The organism is Dietzia sp. Die43 (assembly GCF_024519835.1).
Classification (GTDB): domain Bacteria; phylum Actinomycetota; class Actinomycetes; order Mycobacteriales; family Mycobacteriaceae; genus Dietzia; species Dietzia kunjamensis.
Window position 1 is genome coordinate 48,862 of record NZ_JALJRF010000019.1, and the last position, 21,251, is coordinate 70,112.

The 21,251-nt window shown below is 70.9% G+C and carries 17 protein-coding genes; 12 read left to right on the forward strand and 5 right to left on the reverse strand.

Translation table 11 applies throughout. The annotated features are described in order from the left end of the window. Positions 1-77 precede the first annotated feature (77 nt). The gene (locus tag NR111_RS15395) at positions 78-1,592 is read left to right on the forward strand and encodes an AAA family ATPase (protein WP_256821322.1); all 1,515 of its coding nucleotides are present in this window, start codon (positions 78-80) and stop codon (positions 1,590-1,592) included. A gap of 51 nt (positions 1,593-1,643) precedes the next feature. On the opposite strand, the gene NR111_RS15400 is transcribed toward NR111_RS15395, so the two are convergent. Then, on the reverse strand, positions 1,644-2,795 hold the full coding sequence (locus NR111_RS15400) for a DUF4185 domain-containing protein (protein ID WP_069389262.1): 1,152 nt from the start codon (positions 2,793-2,795) through the stop codon (positions 1,644-1,646). 110 nt (positions 2,796-2,905) lie between these two features. Between NR111_RS15400 and NR111_RS15405 the strand changes: the two genes are divergently transcribed. Beyond that, the gene (locus NR111_RS15405; protein WP_227022115.1) at positions 2,906-3,469 is read left to right on the forward strand and encodes a hypothetical protein; all 564 of its coding nucleotides are present in this window, start codon (positions 2,906-2,908) and stop codon (positions 3,467-3,469) included. 52 nt (positions 3,470-3,521) lie between these two features. Here NR111_RS15405 and NR111_RS15410 read toward each other — a convergent pair whose 3' ends face one another. After that, entirely contained in the window at positions 3,522-4,808 is a 1,287-nt protein-coding gene (locus NR111_RS15410) for a DUF4921 family protein (RefSeq protein WP_069389257.1), read from the reverse strand. 235 nt (positions 4,809-5,043) lie between these two features. Between NR111_RS15410 and NR111_RS15415 the strand changes: the two genes are divergently transcribed. The 7 genes from NR111_RS15415 (at position 5,044) to NR111_RS15445 (ending at position 14,761) form a co-directional block, all read left to right on the forward strand. After that, complete coding sequence (locus tag NR111_RS15415) at positions 5,044-6,573, forward strand: hypothetical protein (protein WP_069389256.1); 1,530 nt, start codon at positions 5,044-5,046, stop codon at positions 6,571-6,573. A gap of 263 nt (positions 6,574-6,836) precedes the next feature. Beyond that, positions 6,837-11,438 carry a glutamate synthase large subunit gene (gltB, locus tag NR111_RS15420; RefSeq protein WP_067714933.1) on the forward strand — a complete coding sequence of 1,534 codons (4,602 nt, stop codon included), beginning with the start codon at positions 6,837-6,839 and terminating at the stop codon, positions 11,436-11,438. After that, the gene (locus NR111_RS15425; protein WP_067714930.1) at positions 11,431-12,903 is read left to right on the forward strand and encodes a glutamate synthase subunit beta; all 1,473 of its coding nucleotides are present in this window, start codon (positions 11,431-11,433) and stop codon (positions 12,901-12,903) included. Before gltB ends, NR111_RS15425 begins: the two co-directional genes overlap by 8 nt. Before the next feature lie 88 nt (positions 12,904-12,991). Beyond that, positions 12,992-13,360 (forward strand): hypothetical protein, encoded by a 369-nt coding sequence (locus NR111_RS15430; protein WP_096906260.1) that lies wholly within the window; start codon positions 12,992-12,994, stop codon positions 13,358-13,360. A gap of 25 nt (positions 13,361-13,385) precedes the next feature. Continuing rightward, entirely contained in the window at positions 13,386-13,685 is a 300-nt protein-coding gene (locus tag NR111_RS15435) for an RNA-binding S4 domain-containing protein (protein ID WP_227022113.1), read from the forward strand. Then, entirely contained in the window at positions 13,685-14,239 is a 555-nt protein-coding gene (locus NR111_RS15440) for a hypothetical protein (protein WP_096906259.1), read from the forward strand. The genes NR111_RS15435 and NR111_RS15440 overlap by 1 nt, the downstream gene beginning before the upstream one ends. Before the next feature lie 111 nt (positions 14,240-14,350). Then, positions 14,351-14,761 carry a hypothetical protein gene (locus NR111_RS15445; RefSeq protein WP_132062233.1) on the forward strand — a complete coding sequence of 137 codons (411 nt, stop codon included), beginning with the start codon at positions 14,351-14,353 and terminating at the stop codon, positions 14,759-14,761. A 64-nt stretch (positions 14,762-14,825) separates the two neighbouring features. On the opposite strand, the gene rraA is transcribed toward NR111_RS15445, so the two are convergent. Next, positions 14,826-15,308, reverse strand: coding sequence for a ribonuclease E activity regulator RraA (rraA, locus tag NR111_RS15450; RefSeq protein WP_256821326.1), 483 nt, complete (start codon positions 15,306-15,308; stop codon positions 14,826-14,828). Positions 15,309-15,441: 133 nt separating this feature from the next. On the opposite strand from rraA, the gene NR111_RS15455 reads away from it, so the two are divergent. The 3 genes from NR111_RS15455 to NR111_RS15465 all read left to right on the forward strand — a co-directional run bounded on the left by NR111_RS15455 (position 15,442) and on the right by NR111_RS15465 (position 19,311). Continuing rightward, the gene (locus NR111_RS15455; protein WP_069389254.1) at positions 15,442-16,608 is read left to right on the forward strand and encodes an amidohydrolase family protein; all 1,167 of its coding nucleotides are present in this window, start codon (positions 15,442-15,444) and stop codon (positions 16,606-16,608) included. Continuing rightward, positions 16,605-18,122, forward strand: a complete 1,518-nt coding sequence (locus NR111_RS15460; protein ID WP_256821327.1) for a phospholipase D-like domain-containing protein — start codon at positions 16,605-16,607, stop codon at positions 18,120-18,122. The genes NR111_RS15455 and NR111_RS15460 overlap by 4 nt, the downstream gene beginning before the upstream one ends. 124 nt (positions 18,123-18,246) lie before the next feature. Beyond that, positions 18,247-19,311 (forward strand): hypothetical protein, encoded by a 1,065-nt coding sequence (locus NR111_RS15465; protein WP_256821328.1) that lies wholly within the window; start codon positions 18,247-18,249, stop codon positions 19,309-19,311. A gap of 136 nt (positions 19,312-19,447) precedes the next feature. Here NR111_RS15465 and NR111_RS15470 read toward each other — a convergent pair whose 3' ends face one another. Both NR111_RS15470 and NR111_RS15475 read right to left on the reverse strand, forming a co-directional pair. Then, entirely contained in the window at positions 19,448-20,335 is an 888-nt protein-coding gene (locus NR111_RS15470) for an oxidoreductase (protein WP_096907387.1), read from the reverse strand. A 55-nt stretch (positions 20,336-20,390) separates the two neighbouring features. After that, a complete protein-coding gene (locus tag NR111_RS15475; RefSeq protein WP_069389402.1) occupies positions 20,391-21,185 on the reverse strand; it encodes a MerR family transcriptional regulator in 795 nt (264 codons plus the stop codon). Positions 21,186-21,251 lie beyond the last annotated feature (66 nt).

The window sequence follows — 21,251 nt, forward strand, 5'->3', positions numbered from 1 at the left end:
ACTCGCGTGTACCCGCGGGGTCGGGCGGGTCCGTCGGAGGCGCCACGGGCGGCGTCGTCCCTGCCTAGGCTGGGTCCATGACCGTGTCCGGAGCATCAGATCCCGCGACGCCGGGCCCTCCGGGCCTCGTGGAGACCCACAGTGCGCTCATCATCCTCTGGGGTGACCAGGCTCACAAAGTGCGCAAGCCACTGGATCTCGGCTTCCTCGACAACACCACCGTCGAGGCGCGGGCGGAGCAGAGCCGCCGTGAGGTCGAGCTCAACAGTCGACTGGCCCCGGACGTCTACACCGGCGTGCTGGAGGTGAGGGGCCCCGACGGCGAGGTGATCGATCACGTCGTGCGGATGCGTCGCCTCCCCGCGCACCGGAGCCTCGCCGCGCTGGTGCGGTCGCGGCAGGAGGGCTCGACCGGGGACGGCGATCCGGACATCGTGGCCGGCATCCGCGAGGTGGCCCGGCAGATCGACCACCTCCACGCCGCCAGCCCCCGCTCGGAGGAGATCGACGCCGCGGGCTCCCCCGCCGCGGTGGCGCGGTTGTGGGCGGAGTCCCTCGACCACCTGCGCGGACTCGACGTGGGTAGGGACGCCCCGGAGATCGTCGACGACATCGCGGCCCTGGCGTCGGGCTACCTGCGGGGGCGGGCCCCGCTGCTGCGGTCCCGCGTGGCGGCCGGCCGGGTCGTCGACGGCCACGGGGACCTCCTCGCCGCCGACGTCTACCTCACCGACGACGGACCGCGGGTGATCGACTGCCTCGAGTTCGACGACCGGCTCCGGTTCGGCGACGCGATGCTGGACATCGCATTCCTGACGATGGATCTCGACGCCGCGGGGGCGCGGGACCTCGCAGTCGTCCTCCTCGAGGCCTACCGCGACCTCTCCGGCGATGACGCGCCGCCCTCGCTGGTCCACCACTACATCGCCTACCGTGCCCTGGTCCGCTCCAAGGTGACCGCCATCCGCGCCGAGCAGGCCGACGACGGGGCCGCCGGCGGCGAGGCCCGCCGGGCGCTGGTGTTGGCGGACCGGGCGGTCGACTCACTGCTGCGGTGCCGTGTCCGTCTGGTGCTGGTGGGCGGGGTGTCCGGGTCCGGTAAGTCCACGCTGGCCGCGCCGCTGGCAGAGGCGCTGTCGGCGGACCTGCTGCGTTCCGACGTGGTCCGCGGGGAGATCGCGGGCGCCGCCGCCGACCGGTATTCGGACGCGGCGATCGACGCGGTCTACGCGGAGATGCTCGCCCGCGCCGCCGGGCTGCTCGCGCAGGGGCGAACGGTGGTGCTGGACGCCACCTGGCTGGAGCCACGGCGCCGCGCGGAGGCCGAGACCGTGGCCGTGGACGCGCACGCCGAGCTGGTGGAGATCGCGTGCACCGCGCCCCGCGACGAGCTGGTTCGGCGGATCACCGCGCGGGCGGCCGTGGGCGCCGACCCGTCCGAGGCCACGGTGGAGGTCCTGGGCTCCCAGCTGGTGGCGACGCCGTCGTGGCCGGATGCGATAGAGGTGGACACCGCCGGGCTCGACGTGCGCGACCACGCCGCCGTGCACCGGTGGGCCGAACGCGAGCTGGGGCCACTGCCCTGGGCGTGAGCCGCCAGGGCCCCTGGTCCGCCGGGCCCCTGGTTGAGCCGCGATCCTGGCTCAGCCGCGCGGCGGGCGCGGGATCGAGCCGACGAACTGCATGGACCGGTACGGCCACCCGGCGGGCCCGGCGGCCGAGTCGTGGGTGTTCCACTGGCTCACCACGAAGTGCCACTCCTCCGGCGTGGATCCCGGCACCGGGCAGCCGCAGTAGAGCTGGGCGACCCGCGCGGGCCCGGCCCCGGGGTCGGAACCGTCCGACTCGTCGCCCCACGCACTCCCGTGCAGGAGCGTGGTGTGCGTGGTGACCGAGCGGTCGAGCAGGTCGGCCCCGATGTGCGGGAACGTCAGACAGTCGATGCGGTAGTGCTCGGCATCGAAGTAGGTGAGGGTCCAGAAGTCCTCGCACCGACGCAGGTACATCTCGCCGATCCGGCCGGGCAGCACGATGGTCGTGGGATTGCCCCAGCCCCAGGCGCCCTTCCGGAAGCCCCAGGTCTGCCACCTGCGGAGGTCGGGATCCGCGAGGTGCTCCTCACGCACCCGCATGAGGATGACGCCCTTGTCCCGTTGGAACCCTGTGGACAGGACGTAGACGAACCCGTCCCCGCCGAGCTCCCACGTCCAGAGTTGGCGATGGCCGCCCTCGAGGAGGGGCGAGAACTCCGCCCCCGTGGGCTCCCAGGTCCGGCCGTCGTCGGTCGACCGGTGGATCCGGGTGCGGGTGACGGTGCCCAGGCCGTCGTTGACCATGACGTGCAGGTACATGGTGTCTCCGATGGTGAGCACGTCGCTCGGGAGGACGGTCGAGCACCCGCGGCCGTGCACATAGTCGATCAGCTGGGCGGCGTAGTCCCGCGGGCCCGGGCCGGCGGCGTCCGTCCACTCGAGCCCCTCGGACAGGTCGACGGTGTCGGAGAACAATCCGGCGGGGGAGCGCCAGTCCGGGTTTCCGGGTCCGGGACGCTCATCCGTGGTGGGGGCACACTGCTCGATACCCGGGTGCGGACGCCCCACATGGGGGGCGCCCATCCCGGCGCCGGCGAAGGTGTCGCCGAACACCGCGAGCAGGCGCCCGGACGGGGTCCGGGTCAGGATGCCCAGATCCGTCCCTTCCATCCCGAAGACCGTGGTGATCCCGGGTCCGGTGAGGTCCCGGACCTTGCGGGTGGCCGATGTGCGGGACGCAGTGGGCGGCGGCGGATCCGTCATGGGGCCGACGCTACCGCGCAACCGGTCGGGCGGCACCAGACTCGTTGTCAGGTCACAATTCTGGCGAAGCGGGCCCCACGCCCCGAACCGCGGGGCGTATGGTCATCGGCGTGACCCATCCCTTCGCACGGGCCGGGCGGGAGCTCGTCCCCGGCCACTGGCTCGGCCCCGCAGCCGTTCTGGCGCTCGGGTGTGCCACGGCGTGGACGCTCATCGGGTTCGGACACGGCGCGCCGTTGGCGGCCGTGGTGCTCGTCGCGGCACTGGTGCTGGCCCTGTGGAACTCCCCGCTGCGCGCCTCCGGTCACGAGCCACTCCAGACCGTGCGGTCCGTCGCCGACGCGGGTCGCGCCGTGGTGGTGCTGTGGAGGCCGGGGTGCCCTTATTCGTCGGCGCTGCGTCGCCGGGCCGCCCGTGAGGGACTCGACGTCCACTGGGTCAATATCTGGCGGGACGAGGACGCCTATCAACTGTGTTGCAGCATCAACGGCGGCTCGGAGGAGACGCCCACCGCGATGCTGCTCGACGCGGGTCTCGCCGCGCCGGTGGTGATCCCGGCCTCCGTCCCGGGCATCCGTGAGGCCACCGCCGCCCCCGCGCGGGGCGTCATCCACACGCGTGTCGTCTCACGCGCCTCCGGCCGCGTCCGCGGCCTCGGCGTCCGCGGCCACTGACCCGCCCTCCCGCCGGCCGGGCGTGGCCACCACCTCGTCGTCGTCGTCGTCCTCACCGCCCGTACCGAAGTGCCCCCCGCACGTCCCCGCACTCGGTGCCCACCGCCATGTGGGCGATCCGGCCCTGCGCGCGGAGCTCTGCCAGGCGCGGTACCACCCGGTCACGCAAGCCCCACGGGTCGATCGTGTTGACGTAGACGCCGGTCGCGCCCTCGAAACCGGCGGGTGTCGAGATGCGCCACTTCAGCACGATCCGCCACGGCATGGCCGCGACACCCCGTTCAGGCGGGCGGGTGTGCCACTCCTCGTTACACGGCACCAGCCGACCCGTCGCCGCGTGGCAGGCGTGCAGCAGATCCGAGACGCCGCGCAGCTCGGCCGCCGAATGCTCCCACGGCGCGCTCGCCGCCGACCGCGAGTAGACCACCAGCGCGGGGTAGCGGTGCCCCACGCCCACCACCGCGACCGCGTGCTCGTTTTCCGCCAGCACCAACCCCTCGGCCGCGGCGTGGTCCACACCGAGCCGGTTGTAGAGGTCGGTGTCGCCGCCCAGCGCGGCCGCCTCGCGGGCGGTCTTGGCGGGGATCTCGTCGATCGCCACCAGCTGTTTGTGCAGGTGCGCGAACGAGGCGCCCGCGGGCGCGAGCCAGTTCTGGAACACCGACACGTACCGCGCGTGTGCGTTGTCGCGGTACAGGCCTCGCATCGCGCGGACCGTGAAGGCGGTGAACTGCTCGTGCTCGGCGGGGGTCAGGTCGCCCGACGCGGCGTGGCGGTCGCTGGCGGTGGCGCCGTCGGTGAGATGACGGCGTGCCACCACCACGTCGTGACAGCCGCCGAAGAAGCTCTCCGAGTGCGTGGCCAGTTCGGCCGGGCCCATGGCATCCACGGCCGACGGGTCGCCCTGCGCTGCGGCGATGCGGGCGCGGACCAGCGCGCGGACGTGCTCGGCGCCGGACGGGGTCGCGAGATACGCGGACTGGTGGGCGGCCGCGCGGGCCGGGATGCGGTAACCGTGCACGGCCTTCCAGTAGTCCAGTGAGACGATCTCGAAGAGATTGCCGAACAGCCGGAACTCCGGGGTCGTGGCATCGAGCTCGTCGGCGGACACCTCCTCGAGCACCCGCCAGGTGTCGCCGTCGCGGATTACGCGCGCCTTCTCCGGGGTGGTCTCGCGCAGCCGGGTCACACAGAACGGGCAGTGCGCCTCCGCGGCGGACGGGTCCACCGCGGTGACCCGCCCGGGGGAGTGGTCGATGGGCCGGTGCGCCCGACCGGGCACGGTCCACACCTCGGTGCCGGTGAACGGATTGGTCTGCTTGACCGTGCCGTCCGCCATGCGGCGAAGCGGCGGGACCGGGGACGACAGGGTGTGGGGCGCAGTGGTCACCCATCGAGCGTAGGTGGCCGCAGGCCGCTGACGAGGTCAAATATATGTCGTTTCACCGGTAGTAATGTGATCTAGGTAACAGTATTCTGAGTTTACGCGATGTTTAGGTCAGGTAAGGGGATCGGTGCAGGCGATCCGCTGCATCCTCCGGCAGAAGCAAGGGACACCGAGAGAAGGATCGACTATGTCTTCGAAACGCGCACGACATCTGAGGGCGGCGGCGCTCACCAGCGCAGCGCTGCTCGCTGCCGCCGGTTCGCCGGCGATCGCAGGTGCCCAGACCGGGTCGCTCAACGGCGAGCTCGGTCTGAACCTCGAACTGCTGCTCGGTTCGGCCGGGTCGGGTGAGGGCGGATCGCTCGACGGAGGCATACCGAGCGGCTCGCTGGATCCCGGCTCGCTGGAGCCGCTGTCCGCCGGTTCCGATACCGGCTCGGATGATCTCTCGGGGCCCGGTTCGCTGGACCCCGGCTCCGTGCCGTCGGGGTCGTCCCCGGACACCGGATCGCTCAACCCGGGATCGCTCGACCCCGGTTCGCTGGACCCCGGCTCCCTGGACCCCGGCTCCCTGGACCCAGCCTCGCTGCAGCCGTTGTCCGCGGGGTCCGATGCCGGGTCGGATGACGTGGGCTCTGACGAAGGGTCGCTGGAGGAGGGGTCCCTGGATGCGGGTTCCCTGGCGCCGTTGTCGGCGGGCTCGGATGCCGGCTCGGACGACGGGTCGTTGGACCCCGGTTCCGCCGAGGGCGGATCGCTCGTGGCCGTGACTCTGCTCCTGGCGCTCGGATCGTCCGGTTCCGAGGCGGGTGATGGCTCGCTGGCGCCGCTGTCAGCCGGTTCTGAGGGCGGGTCGGATGATCTGGGTTCGGGTGACGGGTCGTTGGAGGGGTCGCTGGATGCGGGTTCGCTCGCGCCGTTGTCGGCCGGTTCTGAGGGCGGGTCGGACAACGAGCCCGGGGAGGGGTCGGTCGACCTCGGTTCACTCGCGCCCGGGTCCCTTGCTCTGGGCTCCCTGCCTCTCGCATCGGTGGGAGGATCGCTGGGGCCGTTGTCGGCGGGTTCCGGTGGCGGGTCGGATGACATGGGTTCGGAGGACGGGTCGGTGGAGGGGTCCCTGGCGCCGTTGTCGTCCGGTTCTGATGCCGGTTCGGGCAACGGGACGGGGGAGGGTTCGCTCGACGGGTCGTTGGAGGGCTCCCTCGACGGGGGTTCCCTCGCACCGTTGTCGGCCGGGTCCGATGAAGGGTCGCTGGAGGAAGGCTCGTCTGAGGGCTCCCTGCCGATGGGATCTCTCGAACCGGGATCGGCCACCGGCTCCCTCGCTCCCCTCGGGTCCCTCACGGCGTCGCTGGCCCCACTCGGGTCCGCAGGATCGGCTGCGGGGTCACTGCCGCTGCTGCTGCCTGTCGCGCTCATCGGCGGTTCCGTGGCTGCTGCACCGATGATCCTGCAGGTGGGCGCGGACATGGGGATCGCGCTTCCGCCGCTGCCGGGCCTCCCCGCTCCGGTCGCGGCAGCGCCGGCGGTCGCCGCGCCGCCGGTTGCGCCCGGGCCCTCGACGCCCAACGGGCGTGGAGGCGAACCGGGTGTCGCCGGAGTCGGAGGCGCCGCGGTGGGCGTCAATGCCGCCATCGTGATGACCGGCTCGCTGGGTGACTACGAAGTGGCGCTGCCGGACGGTGTCACGTTGCCACCAATGCCGTTCATTCGGTGAGTTATCTGAGAGAAGGCCCGCCCCGGGAGCATTCGCCCGGGGCGGGCCTTCCGCCATCTCGGGAGGGCGTGAGGCGCGTACCCTGAGAGAAATCTCACAAGGTGGACTCAGCTTCCCATGTCAGGGGCCACAGTTTGACTTTCCCGATTTGTGTGCTGCGCCCCTTCTGCCCATATTATTTCCGAGCCAGAGCACTTCGGTCCTCTGAGTACGGGTGCTCCAGACACCACGGAGTCCGCCCGTCGACAAGCGAAGGCGAATACATGATGACGACTCCCGGCCCCAAGAGCCTGTACCGCCCTGAATACGAACACGACTCGTGTGGCGTCGCGTTCGTTGTGGATATGTACGGACGCAAGTCCCGGGACATCGTCGAGAAGGCGATCGCCGCACTGGTGAACCTCGAGCACCGCGGCGCCGTTGGCGCCGAGGCCAACACCGGTGACGGCACGGGCTTGTTGATCCAGGTACCGGACTTGTTCCTCCGCGAAGTGATGCGTGAGGAGCAGAACGTAGAACTGCCTGAGGCCGGTGCATATGCCACCGGCCTTTGTTTTCTCCCCCAGTCCCGCATGCTCGCGATGGACGCCATGCGGATGGTGGAGCGGATCGCCGCCGAACAGGGCGTGTCCGTGATCGGGTGGCGTGAGGTACCGGTCGACGACTCCACGGTCGGCGCGATCTCACGCGACGCGCAGCCCAGCATCCACCAGATCTTCGTCAAGGCCGCCGGCCCCGGAGGGGCGCTGCTCACCGAGCTGGACCTCGAGCGCAAGTGCTTCGTCGTGCGCAAGCGCTGCGAGCACGAGCTGGGCTCCAAGGGGCCGGGCAAGGGTGACCTCGGCTCGGAGACCGTGTACTTCCCGTCCCTGAGCCCTCGCACCTTCGTCTACAAGGGCATGCTCACCGAGAAGCAGCTCCCGGAGTTCTACCTGGATCTCCAGGACGAGCGTGTGGAGTCCGCCCTGGGCATCGTCCACTCCCGCTTCTCCACCAACACGTTCCCGGCATGGCCGCTGGCCCACCCCTTCCGCTACGTCGCCCACAACGGTGAGATCAACACCGCCCGCGGTAACGAGAACTGGATGCGGGCCCGCGAGTCACTCATGTCCAGCGAGCACATCGAGGACCTGTCGGCGGCACTGCCCATCTGCACCCCGGGCGGCTCCGACACCGCGCGCTTCGACGAGGCGCTGGAACTGTTGACGCTGGCAGGGCGCACCCTGCCCCACGCCGTGCTGATGATGGTCCCCGAGGCGTGGGAGCGCCACGAGACGATGGACCCGGCCAAGCGGACGTTCTACGAGTACCACGCCTCCCTCATGGAGGCATGGGACGGACCGGCGTCGATCACGTTCACCGACGGCACCGTGATCGGCGCCGTGCTCGACCGCAACGGTCTGCGCCCGTCCCGGATCTGGGTCACCGACGACGGGCTCGTCGTCATGGCCTCCGAGGTCGGCGTCCTCGACATCCCCCAGGACAAGGTCGTCACCAAGACCCGCCTGCGCCCGGGCCGGATGTTTCTGGTCGATACCGCCCAGGGGCGGATCATCGACGACGAGGAGATCAAGACCGAGCTGGCCGCCGAGCACCCGTACCAGCAGTGGCTCGACGAGGGCATGGTCCGACTCGGGGATCTCCCGCAGGTCGACCACCCGTACATGCCGCACGAGCGTGTCGTGCTGAGGCAGCGGGTCTTCGGATTCACCGAGGAGGAGCTCCGGATCCTCGTCTCGCCGATGGCCGGGGCGGGTGCGGAGGCGATCGGATCGATGGGCACCGACACGCCGCTGCCGGTCCTGTCGGAGCGCTCACGGATGCTGTTCGACTACTTCGCGCAGCGCTTCGCCCAGGTCACCAACCCGCCGCTGGACGCGATCCGCGAGGAGCTCGTCACCAGCTACGGTGTGACGCTCGGCCCCGAGGGCGATCTCATCCACCCGGGCCCGGAGTCGTGCCGCCAGATCCGCCTGGACAACCCGATCCTCGGCAACGACGAGCTGTCGACGCTGATGGCGGCCGGCGAGACCCGTCCCGGTCTGCGATCGGTGGTCGTCCGCGGCCTGTACAACGTCGCTCACGGCGGCCGCGGCCTGCGCATCGCCCTGGAACGGATCCGTCGCGAGATCTCCCACGCCATCGAGGATGGTGCCACGATCATCGTGCTGTCGGATCGTGAGTCGGATGAGCGCAACGCGCCGATTCCGTCGCTGCTCCTCACCTCGGCCGTGCACCACCACCTCGTCCGCGAGAAGACCCGTACCCGGGTCAGCCTCGTGGTCGAATCCGGAGACGCCCGCGAGGTCCACCACATGGCGGTCCTCTTTGGGTACGGCGCCGAGGCGATCAACCCGTACATGGCGTTCGAGTCCATCGACGAGCTCGTCAAGACCGGTCACCTCACCGGGGTGGACACCCCCGCGGCCTGCGCCAATTACCGCAAGGCCGCCGCGAAGGGCGTGCTCAAGGTGATGTCCAAGATGGGCATCTCGACCCTGGCCTCGTACACGGGTGCGCAGCTCTTCGACATCACGGGGCTCTCGCAGGAGTTGTGCGACGAGTACTTCACCGGCTCGATCAGCCCCATCGACGGCATCGGGCTCGACGAGATCGCCGAGGACGTGGCCCGTCGCCACCGCTTCGCGTTCCTGCCGCGGCCGGAGGAGGCCGCGCACCGCGAGCTCGAGATCGGCGGGGAGTACCAGTGGCGCCGGGAAGGCGAGTACCACCTGTTCAACCCGGACACGGTGTTCAAGCTCCAGCACTCCACGCGCTCCGGTCGCTACGAGATCTTCAAGGAGTACACCCAGCTCGTCGACGACCAGTCGGAACGTCTGGCCACCCTCCGCGGCCTGTTCGAGCTGAAGGGGACCCGTCCCCCGGTGCCGATCGAGGAGGTCGAGCCCGTCTCGGAGATCGTCAAGCGGTTCTCCACGGGCGCGATGAGCTACGGCTCCATCTCGGCCGAGGCCCACGAGACGCTGGCGATCGCCATGAACCGTCTCCACGCCCGGTCCAACTCGGGCGAGGGCGGCGAGTCGATCGACCGCTTCAGCCCCGACCCCAACGGTGACTGGCGCCGGTCGGCCATCAAGCAGGTGGCCTCAGGCCGGTTCGGTGTGACCAGCAACTACCTGGCCAACTGCACCGATATCCAGATTAAGATGGCCCAGGGCGCCAAGCCGGGCGAGGGCGGCCAGCTCCCGCCGGGGAAGGTCTACCCGTGGGTCGCCGAGGTTCGTGGCTCGACCCCGGGCGTCGGGCTGATCTCGCCGCCGCCGCACCACGACATCTACTCGATCGAGGACCTGGCGCAGCTCATCTACGATCTGAAGAACGCCAACCCCGAGGCCCGGATCCACGTCAAGCTCGTGGCCGAGCAGGGTGTGGGCACCGTCGCGACGGGTGTGTCCAAGACGCACGCCGACGTGGTGCTCATCTCCGGCCACGACGGTGGCACCGGCGCGTCTCCGCTGACCTCGCTCAAGCATGCGGGCGGCCCGTGGGAGCTGGGTCTCGCCGAGACCCAGCAGACCCTGCTGGTCAACGGCCTGCGGGATCGGATCGTCGTCCAGGTCGACGGGCAGCTCAAGACCGGGCGCGACGTCATCGTCGCGGCGCTGCTCGGCGGCGAGGAGTTCGGATTCGCGACGGCTCCGCTCGTCGTGGCCGGCTGCGTGATGATGCGCGTGTGCCATCTCGACACCTGCCCCGTCGGTGTCGCCACCCAGAACCCGATCCTGCGCGAGCGGTTCAACGGCAAGGCCGAGTACGTGGTGAACTTCATGGAGTTCATCGCCGAGGAGGTGCGCGAGTACCTCGCCGAGCTCGGGTTCCGTTCGCTGGACGAGGCGATCGGACACTCCGAATGCCTCGACAAGTCGCGGGCGTTCGCCCACAACAAGCGGGTCGCCAAGCTCGACCTGGCGCCGATCTTCGCCCAGGCGGAGTCCCCGTTCATGCACCAGGACCTGCGGAACACCAAGTCGCAGGACCACAAGCTCGAGGGCGTCATCGACCGCCGGCTCATCGAGGACAGCCGCTCCGTGATCGCTGATCCCGCGACGGGGCCGTTCGCGGGCAGCTACCCGATCTGCAACGTGAACCGCTCGGTGGGCACCATGCTCAGCCACGAGATCTCCAAGGCGCACGGTGGTGCCGGGCTCCCGGAGGGATCGATCGACCTGAGCTTCACGGGGTCCGCCGGCAACTCGCTCGGGGCGTTCCTCGCCTCCGGCGTGACCGTGCGGGTGTTCGGTGACGCCAACGACTACGTGGGCAAGGGACTGTCCGGGGGACGCATCGTCGTCCGCCCGGCGGAGGACGCCGCCCCCGATTTCGCGGCCGAGAACAACATCATCGCCGGCAACGTGATCTGCTACGGCGCCACCGCCGGCGAGGTATTCCTCCGCGGCATCGTGGGCGAGCGCTTCTGCGTGCGCAACTCGGGCGTCACCGCGGTGGTGGAGGGCGTGGGCGACCACGCCTGTGAGTACATGACGGGTGGACGCGTCGTCGTGCTGGGGGAGACGGGACGCAACGTCGCGGCCGGCATGTCCGGTGGCGTCGCCTACTTCTACGACCCGCAGGGCGTCCTGCCCGAGAACCTCAACGTGGAGCTCGTCGACACCGACGAGCTGACCAGCGAGGACGTGGAATTCCTCCGCGGCATCGTGGAGCGGCACGTGGAGGAGACCGATTCGGCCCGGGGCCGGGAGATCCTCGGTGGTTGGGCCCAGAACGTGAATCATTTCGCCAAGGTCATGCCGCGCGACTACAAGCGCGTGCTGCTGGCCATCGAGCAGGCGGAGAAGGACGGACGCAACGTGGACGAGGCGATCATGGAGGCCGCAAATGGCTGACCCGAAGGGCTTTCTCAAGCACACAGAGCGGGAGCTGCCCGAACGCCGCCCCGTCGACCTGCGCATCATGGACTGGAAGGAGGTCTACGAGTCGACGACCCTCCCGGAGGATCACCTGAAGACCCAGGCCTCCCGCTGCATGAGCTGCGGTGTGCCGTTCTGCCACCAGGGGTGTCCGCTGGGCAACATCATTCCCGAGTGGAATGACCTGGTGCACCGCGGGAAGTGGGACGCGGCGGTCGACCGTCTGCACGCGACCAACAACTTCCCTGAGTTCACCGGCCGGCTCTGCCCCGCGCCGTGTGAGGGCTCCTGCGTCCTGGGGATCAACCAGCCGCCCGTGACGATCAAGCAGATCGAGGTGGAGATCGCCGAGGCCGCGTGGGCCGACGGCGGCATGGCACCGGTGATCCCGTCGTTCCGTACGGGGCAGACCGTCGCGGTCGTGGGTTCGGGCCCGGCGGGTCTGGCCGCCGCGCAGCAGCTCACGCGCGCCGGACACTCCGTCACGGTGTTCGAGCGTGATGACCGCATCGGTGGACTCATGCGCTACGGGATCCCCGAGTTCAAGATGGAGAAGGCGGTCCTCGACCGGCGTCTCGCGCAGATGGAGGCCGAGGGAACGGTCTTCCGTTCCGGGGTCAACGTCGGCGAGGACATCACGGCGTCGCAGCTGCGGGAGCAGTTCGACGCGGTGGTGCTGAGCGGCGGCGCCACCATGAGGCGGGACCTGCCCGTGCCCGGCCGTGAGCTGGAGGGCATCCATCAGGCCATGGACTACCTGCCCCTGGCCAACAAGGCCGCGGTCGGCGACCCGGTGGTGGATGCCGACGGGTTGCCCGCCATCCACGCGCGGGACAAGCACGTCATCATCATCGGTGGCGGCGACACCGGCGCGGACTGCCTCGGCACGGCGACCCGTCAGGGGGCCAGGTCGGTCAAGAGTTTCGAGATCATGCCCCGCCCGCCGGCGACGCGTGCGGCCTCGACCCCGTGGCCGATGTACCCGCTGATGTTCCGCACGGCCTCCGCCCACGAGGAGAACGGTGAGCGCGTCTACGGCGTGTCCACCGCCGAGTTCGTGGGGGAGAACGGGCACGTCACCGCCCTCAAGGGTTCCGAGGTGAGGATGGTGGACGGGCGCTTCGAGCCCGTTCCCGGTACGGACTTCGAGTACCCGGCGGATCTGGTGCTGTTGGCGATGGGCTTCACGGGTGCCCAGAAGGCCGGACTCTGTTCCGACCTGGGGGTGGACTTCACCGACCGCGGAAACGTGGACCGTGACGGCACCTACGCGACCAATGTCGACGGCGTGTTCGTGGCCGGCGACATGGGCCGCGGGCAGTCGCTCATCGTGTGGGCCATCGCGGAGGGGCGCGCCGCCGCCGCCTCGGTGGATCGCTTCCTCATGGGGGAGACGGCGCTGCCGGAGCCGGTCCGACCGACGGACGTGGCACAGCGCTGAGATCCGCCGTGGCGCCTGACCTTAATGGAACCTAAGATCAGGTCTATTCTGATATCAGGCCGCCCGGCCTTCGTCTCGGAAGGCATCCATGGTCCGCCGTCGCCCCGCCAGCATGATCGCCGCGCTCTGCGCTGCGGTCGTCCTGGGCGGGGCGCCAGTGGCCCCGGCCCAGCTGCCGGGACCGGGCGCCCAGCTCCCGGGACCGGGCGGCCGGGCCGTGGTGACGGACCTGCCCGTGCTGAGCGAGTTGCCACCACTGCCGTCCAGGGGCGAGTCCCCCGACGTGGACGAGCAGGAGGTCGACGACGCCTCGGGCATGTCGGGCGTGCAGATCATCGCGCTGGCGTTGGCCGCTGCGGCACTGGTGGCCGGCGGGACGGGGCTGGCCCTGGTGACGCGACGCGGCCGCGGGGACCTGCCCGGCGATCAGCCCGCGAGGACGGGTCCGCTCGCGTGACGGCGCGCCCGATAGGCTCGGGCGTATGAGCCGCCACATCGCAGGACGAGGACGGACCGGCCGGGTGACACCCCCGCCGGCCGGTCCACCCGTCGACGACGTCGAATGCGACCTGAGCAGCAAGCTGACGCTGGGGCAGTTCCTCAAGCTGGCATCACTGCTCGATTCGGGTGCCGAGGCCAAGGACGCGGTCACCTCCGGCGCCGTGAGCGTCAACGACGAGGTGGACACCCGTCGCGGTCGCGGTCTGGTCGACGGCGACGTGGTGGAGATCGGGGGCCGCGCAGCCCGGGTGGTCGCGCGCGACGGACGGGGAGAGGCCTGATGGCGGACGAGACGCGGCGGACGATCCAGGCTCCGGTCGTGTTGCACGATGATGACCCCGGCGCCAGGCGCTACGCCACCTGGCTCGCCGAGGAATTCGACACCCGGGCCACCCATCACGACTCCGTGGACCCGGCCGAACTCGTCGTCGCCGGGACGGTCGTCCTCGTCACCGGGATGCGGGCGGCTGGCGGGCTGGGTGGTTCGGCGTTCATCCGCGACAACTGGGAGGCGCTCGTCGAGGCCGGGCGCCGGGTCGCGGTCGTCATGGTGGGCCCGACCCCGGTCACCGATGACGCCCGGATCGAGCTCATGTCGAGTGAGTTCTCGGGCGATCAGCTCCGCGATCTCAAGCTCTTCCAGTTGCGGGGCGTGGTCACCCCGGACCAGCTGGGATTCCGGCAGCGGCTGGGCGTGAAGACCGCTCTCGCGGCGCTGCGTCGCAAATCCGAGCGCACCCCGGAGGAGGAGTCCATGCTCGAGTTGGGTGGGCTGGACCTCACCGACCGGGTCTCACTCGGGCCTCTGCTGCGCTGGATCCGCCGCGAGGCCTGATCGACCGAGCAGGCCGGGACGCCGCGTCGCGCGCCGCCCGGGTGTGACCCCCGATACCATCTCCCGGGTGAGACCCCGCCGTGGGGCGGGGCGACGACCCGGAGGATCCCGATGCGCACGACCACCCTCGCCGCGACCGTCTCGGCACTCGCCGCCACCGCGCTGCTGACCGGTGCCGGCACGGCGACGGCACAGCAGATCGATCGCGTGGATCCGATGGATCCGGACGCCGCCGCCGGATGCCTGTACATCACGACCCACACCGACGCTCTGCGGTGCATGAACCTCGAGCCCGCGGCCGCGGCCGTCTCCACTCTCAGCCTCGGCTACGGGTCGCTCGGGACCGGCTCGTTGACGGACCTGCTCACCGGGCTCATCAACGCCGGTTCGGTCATCCTGTCGGTGGAGCTGCCCAACGCGACGGGCTCCTATGCGCCTGGGTCCCTGGGCAGCTACGGTCCCGAGGCCTCGATCGGCGACGTGCTCACCATCCCGGTCGCGAGCCTCGGGGGAGCCTCCTGAGCGACCCCGCCCGCGGGCACACCCCGCAGGCGCTCGGGCGGGTGCGACGAACGACCCGGTCGGGTCAGCGCACCACGATCCCGTCGGAGTCGGCGTAGAGCGTGTCACCGGGGACGAAGTCGACCCCGCCGAAGCTCACGGTCACGTCGCGTTCGCCGTCGCCGGTCTTGCTGGACTTGCGCGGGTTCGTGCCCAGGGCCTTGCATCCGAAGTCCATGCCGCCCACGACCGCCGAGTCTCGGATGGCGCCGTTGACCACGACCCCGGCCCAGCCGTGGGAACGGCCGAGCTCGGCGATGAGGTCTCCCACCAGCGCGGTGTGGAGGCTGCCACCGCCGTCGATCACCAGGACCCGGCCCTCGCCGGGCTCGCCGAGCACACTCTTGAGCAGCGCGTTGTCCTGGAAGCACCGGACGGTCGAGACGGGGCCGAAGAACTCCGTCCGGCCACCGAGGTCGCGGAACTGGGTGTCACAGCTGCGGACGTCCTCGCCGATCTCGTCGACGAGGTCTGCGGTGTGGACGAATCCGGCGGGGGTGTCGGTCATGCGGGGCCTCCTGGGGCGTGGTCTGGTCATGGCAACGCTATCCGGCCGCGCTCCCGCGGGGGAGCCCGCCGTGGGGGACAATGTCGGGTGAAGGGTGCCCCGCCATCGTCCGAGAACCCGGAAGGAGCCACCCGTGGCCCAGTACGAACTCCTGATCCACGCCCGGCGCGCGGTCATCGACGATCGCATCCAACAGGCGGCGGTCACGGTGGACGGGGGAGTGATCTCGTCGGTGCGGACGGGGTCGGAGGCGCGGGACATCGGTCTGGCGGGCGACCACACGATCGCGCTCGGTGATGACGTGGTCCTCATGCCGGGACTCGTCGACCCGCACGTCAGTACCGAGGACGTCGCGGTGGGCACGCGTTCGGCGGCTCAGGGCGGGATCACCTCGGTGATCGACTACGGAACCGACGGCGACCCGGTCGCGATCACCCCCGAGGACGTGGACCGCTGGAGACAGGACGTGACCGGCGAGTCCACGGTGGACGTCGGCCTGTGGGGCGCGGCGGTTCCGGGGAATCTCGGCGGGCTCGGGACGTTGCTGGATCGTGGCGTGTTCGGGGTGTCGGCGGTGGCCGCCGGCAAGGGTGTCGCCGGTGCGCCGACCCTGGATTCCGCACAGGTGGTGGCGGCCGCCGAGGAGGTCGCGGAGGCCGGCGGGCTGTTCGCGGTGGACGCCGGGGTGGACGATCTGCCCGGGCTTCTCGAGGTCTGCCGGCGCACGGGTGGCCGGTTGCACGTCCGGGCGGTGTCCGACCACGAGGAACTGCCCCTGCTGCGCGAGGCCAGGGCGGACGGGCTGGCCGTGACCGCCTCCACCAGCCCGCACATGCTGGCGCTGGTCTCCGAGGTCACCCACGGCGGCGCTGCGGTCGCGCGGCTCGACCCGCCGATCCGGGACGCCGCCAACCGCGAGTTGCTGTGGGAGGCGTTGCGCGACGGCACGATCGACGCCGTGGCCTCGGCCCGCCTCGGGCTGTCGGTCGTGTGGACCGAGGCCCGTCGCCGGGGATTCGATCTCGCTGATGTCGCCGGGTGGATGGCCACGCGCACCGCCGGGGTCGTGGGCCTGCGGGACCGCGGTGAGATCCGGGTCGGCCTGCGCGCGGACCTCGCCGCGGTCGCCGACGACGACGCGTTCGTCGTCCTGCCCGGGACCCGTGAGCTGGGCTCTGCGGACTCGGTGTACGCCCAGCGTGCCCTGGCGGGCGTGGTGCGGTGGACGATGCGGGGCGGAACGGTGATCGACCCCCGTGCCCTCGCCCTCGGGACTGTCCTGACCCGACAGACGAAGTGAACCCCACAGTGGTAGGTCTCGACCTGTCCTTCCCGGCAGGGGTCACCTCGGGCCTGCTCATCACCGAGTACGTCATCAAGATCCTCGCGCTGGGGATGGTCCCCGAGAACCGGCAGCCGTCGTCGTCGCAGGCGTGGCTGCTCGCCATCCTCTTCATCCCGGTGGTGGGGGTGCCGTTGTTCCTCCTGCTGGGCAATCCCTACATCACCGGGCGACGGCACCTCATCCAGGCCGAGGCGAACCATCTCTATGCCAGGGCGCTCGAGAAGCGGCCCACCGTTCCCGACGGAGTGCGCGTGGGGCCCGGGGTGCGGACCATCCTGGAGATGAACCGGACCCTCACCGCGATGCCCGCCATGTCCGGGGACTTCATCGGCCTGCATTCGGACTACACGCGGTCGTTGGCGGCGATGACCGAGGCGGTCCGTGCCGCCCGGGACCACGTGCACATCGAGTTCTACGCGCAGTCGTGGGACTCCGAGACCGACGAGTTCTTCACCGCCGCGGTCGAGGCCGCCGATCGGGGGGTCGTGGTCCGGGTGCTGGTCGACCACCTCGGGTCACTGCGCTACCGGGGGTTCACGAAGCTCCGGAAGCGGCTGCGGCGGACCCCGGTGGAGTTCCACCTGATGCTGCCGGTGAACCCGTTCCGCGGCCGGTTCAGGCGGCCGGACCTACGCAATCACCGCAAGATGCTCATCGTGGACGGGGTGCACGGGTTCATCGGGTCGCAGAACCTCATCGAGCGCCACTACGGCAGTTCACGCAACGCCCGGCTCGGCCGCGAGTGGGTCGATCTGATGATGGAGGTCCGCGGAGAGATCGTCCAGGCGATGGACAGCGTGTTCGCCGTGGACTGGTATTCCGAGTCCGGCGAGGTGATCGGCACGCTGGAGGACGTGGCGCAGGGCGCACCACTGGCGCCCGGACGCAAGGGCGGGGATCCCACGGCGGGCGACCCGGTGAGCGCGTTCCAGCTGGTCCCGTCCGGCCCGGGGTACAGGACGCAGCCCGGGCTGCGGATGTTCACCCAGCTCATCGGCCAGGCACGGAAGCGGGTGCGGATCGTCAGCCCGTACTTCGTGCCGGACGACGCTCTCCTGCACGCCATCACGTCGGCGTCGTTCCGCGGGGTGGGGGTGGAGTTGTTCGTCCCCGAACACGCCGACCAGTTCCTCGTCCACCACGCCCAGCGGTCCTACTACCGCGCGCTGCTCGAGGCCGGGGTGGTGATCCACCGCTTCCGCTCCCCGGCGGTCCTGCACACCAAGACGGTGCTGATCGACGACTACGCCGGGATCGTGGGCTCGAGCAACATGGACCAGCGCTCGTTCAACCTCAACTTCGAGATCAGTCTGCTGGTCCTGGGCGGCGAGGCGGTCGCGGAGCTCAACGACGTGGTGGACTCCTACGTCGAGGACTGCACCACGTTGGGGATCGAGACGTGGATGAGCCGCCCGTGGCCGGGGCGGTACGTCGACAACGTCGCACGTCTCACCTCCGCGCTGCAGTAGGCCGGGTCCGGCGGCGGATCGGGTCCGGCCGGACAGCCGGCGCTACAGGCGGGCGGCACCGCAGTAGTACGCTCAGCGTGCGCGGGTCGCACAGGCCCGCCCCTGCGACGAGAGGCTGTGCCCGATGCCCCAGACCCGTGGTTCCGGAGTCCGGACCAGGCGCCTCGGCGCCGCCGTCACGACCGCCGTGGTGGCGGTCGTCGCGGTCCCCGCCGTGGCGTACGCGCAGGAGGACTCGGGGTCGGGTTCAGCGCTGCCCGCCGAGACGGGCAACAGCAGTGTGGACCAGCTGGTCGGCCAGTTGCCCGAGGAGATCGTCATCGGCGGTGGGGCGCTCGGGTCCGAGGGGCTGCGCGAGACGGGCAGCGCCCCGGTGGCGGACGCCGGACTGTCCCTGGGGCAGACCCTCGGTTCGGTGGCGCCGCTCGAGGCACTGGGGTCGGCCGGCGGGTCCGCGGCGGCATCCGTGGCGTCCTCGGGGAGCCTGCCGGGCTCCGTCTACGCCAATCCGACCGGGTCGATCGGGTCGGGCACCATCGGGCTGGGATCGATCGCAATCCCCGAGTACATCTTCCCCGTGTTGAGCCTGCAGTTCGCGGGTGGTTTCTTCACGGCGCTGGGGGAGCGGCAGCAGGCCGGCGAGCTCTATCCGCACGAGTTGGACTTCTGGCACGGGCTGGTCGAGGGCTCGGCCGAGGGCGGCGCGCTGCTCACCGACGCCGCGGACGCCGCCGGCACCGAGCTGCCCGGCGCGCTGGCGGGGAGTATCGAGGCGGTCCAGATCGCCGCGCTGCAGGATCCGTATGAGGACAACGAGCGCCGTCGCGCCGAGGCCGAGGCGGCGGCCGCCGACGGTGGGCAGGACGCGACGGACGAGGTCGACGACGACGAGGTTGACGACGACGAGGCAGACATCTCCCCGGTCGGCGCGAACGGTCCCGCCGGGGACACGCAGGGCGGAACCGGCGGAGTGGGCGCGACCCTCGGCGCCGCGGCCGCGCCTGCCGCCATCGCCACGACCGCGGGGAATGCCGCCGCAGGACCCGGCGAGCAGTCGGCCCCCGCCGAGCTGTCTGCCCCCGCGGAGCTGGCCGTGACCGGCGTGGGGACCACCGCGCTGGTCGGCGTCGCCGCCGGGACGATTCTGCTGGGCGGGTTGCTGCTGGCCTTCGCCCGCCGGCGCGCGTAGGGGCCCGGGCTCGTCGTCGTCCCCTCCACGCGGGCCCGGGCAAATCGTTGCGGGGCCACTCGGAAGGCCGGGCGGTAGGCCGCGCCGCCAGCGGTTACCCGCGGGCGGTCACCCCTGCGGACTCACCCCTGACCACTCACCCCTGCGCACTCATCTCCCGGCAGCGGTCCCACAGTGCGGCGGCGACCTCGCGGTCGTGCGAGGCCTTGGTGGAGTTCACGGTCGTCGGGTACCCGGTGAGCTCGCCGGGGCCGTCGGGGCCGATGTACGCGCCGCCCGCGACGGACTCCACGGTCGCGGCGTAGAGCTGCGGCAGGGCCCCACGCTCGGCCGGTTGCACGAGGAACGGGATCTTCTCCACGCCCTTCATCAGCAGGTCCTGCACGCGGCTGCCGCTGCGGTACTGCAGATTGGTCGCCGAATAACCGGGGTGCGCGGCCACCGCCCTCAGCGACGACCCCGCGGCCTCGAGGCGACGCTGCTGCTCGTAGGCGAGCATGACGCAGGCCAGCTTGGAGGCGGCGTACACCGGCATCGGGGCGTAGCGGCGACGGGTCCAGTCCAGGTCGTCGGGGTCCACCGTGCCGAAGCGGTGCATCATCGAGCCCAGCCACACCACACGGTCGGTGAGCGCCGGCGCGACGTGCTCGGTGAGCGCGAAGTGGCCGAGGACGTTGACGCCGAACTGCATCTCGTGGCCCTGCGCGGTGCGCGACCGTGGGATGTTCATCAGCCCCGCGTTATTGATGAGCACGTCGGGCGAGCGGCCCGCGAGCAGCTCACCCGCCGCGTGCACGGACTCGAGGTCGGCCAGGTCGAGTTCGACGACCTCGGCGCGGTCCGGGTGCGCGAGCCCCGCGCGGGCCGTCTCGGCGCGGCCCGTGTCACGGCAGGCCATGATCACGCGGGCGCCCGCGTCGGTCAGCGCGCGGGTGGACTGCAGGCCCAGCCCGGAGTTCGCCCCGGTGACCACGAAGGTCCGGCCGGTCTGGTCAGGGATGTCGGCGGTGGTCCATCGGCTCATGCGGGCCAGGGTACGTCCGCCGTCCGACATCGCCCACCGGCTCATGCGGGGCAGTTCACTCCCAGGTGGCGGTGTCCGGGTCGACGCCGTGCGCCCGGGCGTTGGCCTCGACGGCGGCGACCAGCCACTGAGTCAGGCCCGGCTCGTGCACGTCGTACGTCTCGGCGAAGCGTGGGTCCTCGACGTACATCCGCGCCAGGCAGACCTGCATCGCATGCGTGCAGTCGTAGAACCGCCCGATCGATGCGCGGTGGCGCTCGGCCAGCTCCGCGGCCTCCGGCGCCCCCGGGTCCATGCCGGCACGCTTGGCGGCGGCGAGGTCGACGTTGAGCGCGTCGCCCTCGGCCTTGACCTGCTTCCAGTCCTCCCTGGACATGCGCGCCGTGCGTTCCTGCGACTGCGCCCACTGCGGGGTGTCGCCCCAGCGGTGCTCGGCCTCCTCCTGGTACTCCTCCTTCCAGTCCGTGCCGAAGATCTCGGCCCTGTCCTGAGGGGTCAGTGGTGCGTTCATATCGATCGCCTCCTTCATGCGGTCGACTGCGGAGACCATCTCCTGCAGGTGCGAGATGCGTCCGACCAGCAGCTCCCGCTGGCGGGTCAGGTGAGCCAGGGCGTCGGCCTCCGGGTCATCGAGCAGGTCCCCGATCTCCGCGAGTGGGAAGCCCAGCTCGCGGTAGACCAGGATCCGGTGGAGGCGGGCGACGTCGTCGTCGTCATACACCCGGTAGTCCGACCACGTCCTGCCGCTCGCCGGCGCCAACCCGATCCGGTCCCAGTGGTGCAGGGTCCGGACGCTCACCCCGACCAGCGCGGCGACCGCTCCCACGGTGAGCCCGTCTCTCGTCGTCATGTCTCCAGCATCTCTCACATCCACGAGCGTGGGGCCTGACGCGATGTCAGGGTCAAGCCCGGGTTT

Excerpts from the sequence above, each read along its gene's own strand:
- NR111_RS15440 (WP_096906259.1), top strand. The coding sequence starts at position 13,685 with ATGGCGGACGAGACGCGGCGGACGATCCAGGCTCCGGTCGTGTTGCAC.
- NR111_RS15470 (WP_096907387.1), bottom strand. The coding sequence starts at position 20,335 with ATGAGCCGATGGACCACCGCCGACATCCCTGACCAGACCGGCCGGACC.
- NR111_RS15425 (WP_067714930.1), top strand. The coding sequence starts at position 11,431 with ATGGCTGACCCGAAGGGCTTTCTCAAGCACACAGAGCGGGAGCTGCCC.
- NR111_RS15465 (WP_256821328.1), top strand. The coding sequence starts at position 18,247 with ATGCCCCAGACCCGTGGTTCCGGAGTCCGGACCAGGCGCCTCGGCGCC.
- NR111_RS15400 (WP_069389262.1), bottom strand. The coding sequence starts at position 2,795 with ATGACGGATCCGCCGCCGCCCACTGCGTCCCGCACATCGGCCACCCGC.
- NR111_RS15410 (WP_069389257.1), bottom strand. The coding sequence starts at position 4,808 with ATGGCGGACGGCACGGTCAAGCAGACCAATCCGTTCACCGGCACCGAG.
- NR111_RS15475 (WP_069389402.1), bottom strand. The coding sequence starts at position 21,185 with ATGACGACGAGAGACGGGCTCACCGTGGGAGCGGTCGCCGCGCTGGTC.
- rraA (WP_256821326.1), bottom strand. The coding sequence starts at position 15,308 with ATGACCGACACCCCCGCCGGATTCGTCCACACCGCAGACCTCGTCGAC.
- NR111_RS15430 (WP_096906260.1), top strand. The coding sequence starts at position 12,992 with ATGGTCCGCCGTCGCCCCGCCAGCATGATCGCCGCGCTCTGCGCTGCG.
- NR111_RS15435 (WP_227022113.1), top strand. The coding sequence starts at position 13,386 with ATGAGCCGCCACATCGCAGGACGAGGACGGACCGGCCGGGTGACACCC.
- NR111_RS15415 (WP_069389256.1), top strand. The coding sequence starts at position 5,044 with ATGTCTTCGAAACGCGCACGACATCTGAGGGCGGCGGCGCTCACCAGC.
- NR111_RS15445 (WP_132062233.1), top strand. The coding sequence starts at position 14,351 with ATGCGCACGACCACCCTCGCCGCGACCGTCTCGGCACTCGCCGCCACC.
- NR111_RS15395 (WP_256821322.1), top strand. The coding sequence starts at position 78 with ATGACCGTGTCCGGAGCATCAGATCCCGCGACGCCGGGCCCTCCGGGC.
- gltB (WP_067714933.1), top strand. The coding sequence starts at position 6,837 with ATGATGACGACTCCCGGCCCCAAGAGCCTGTACCGCCCTGAATACGAA.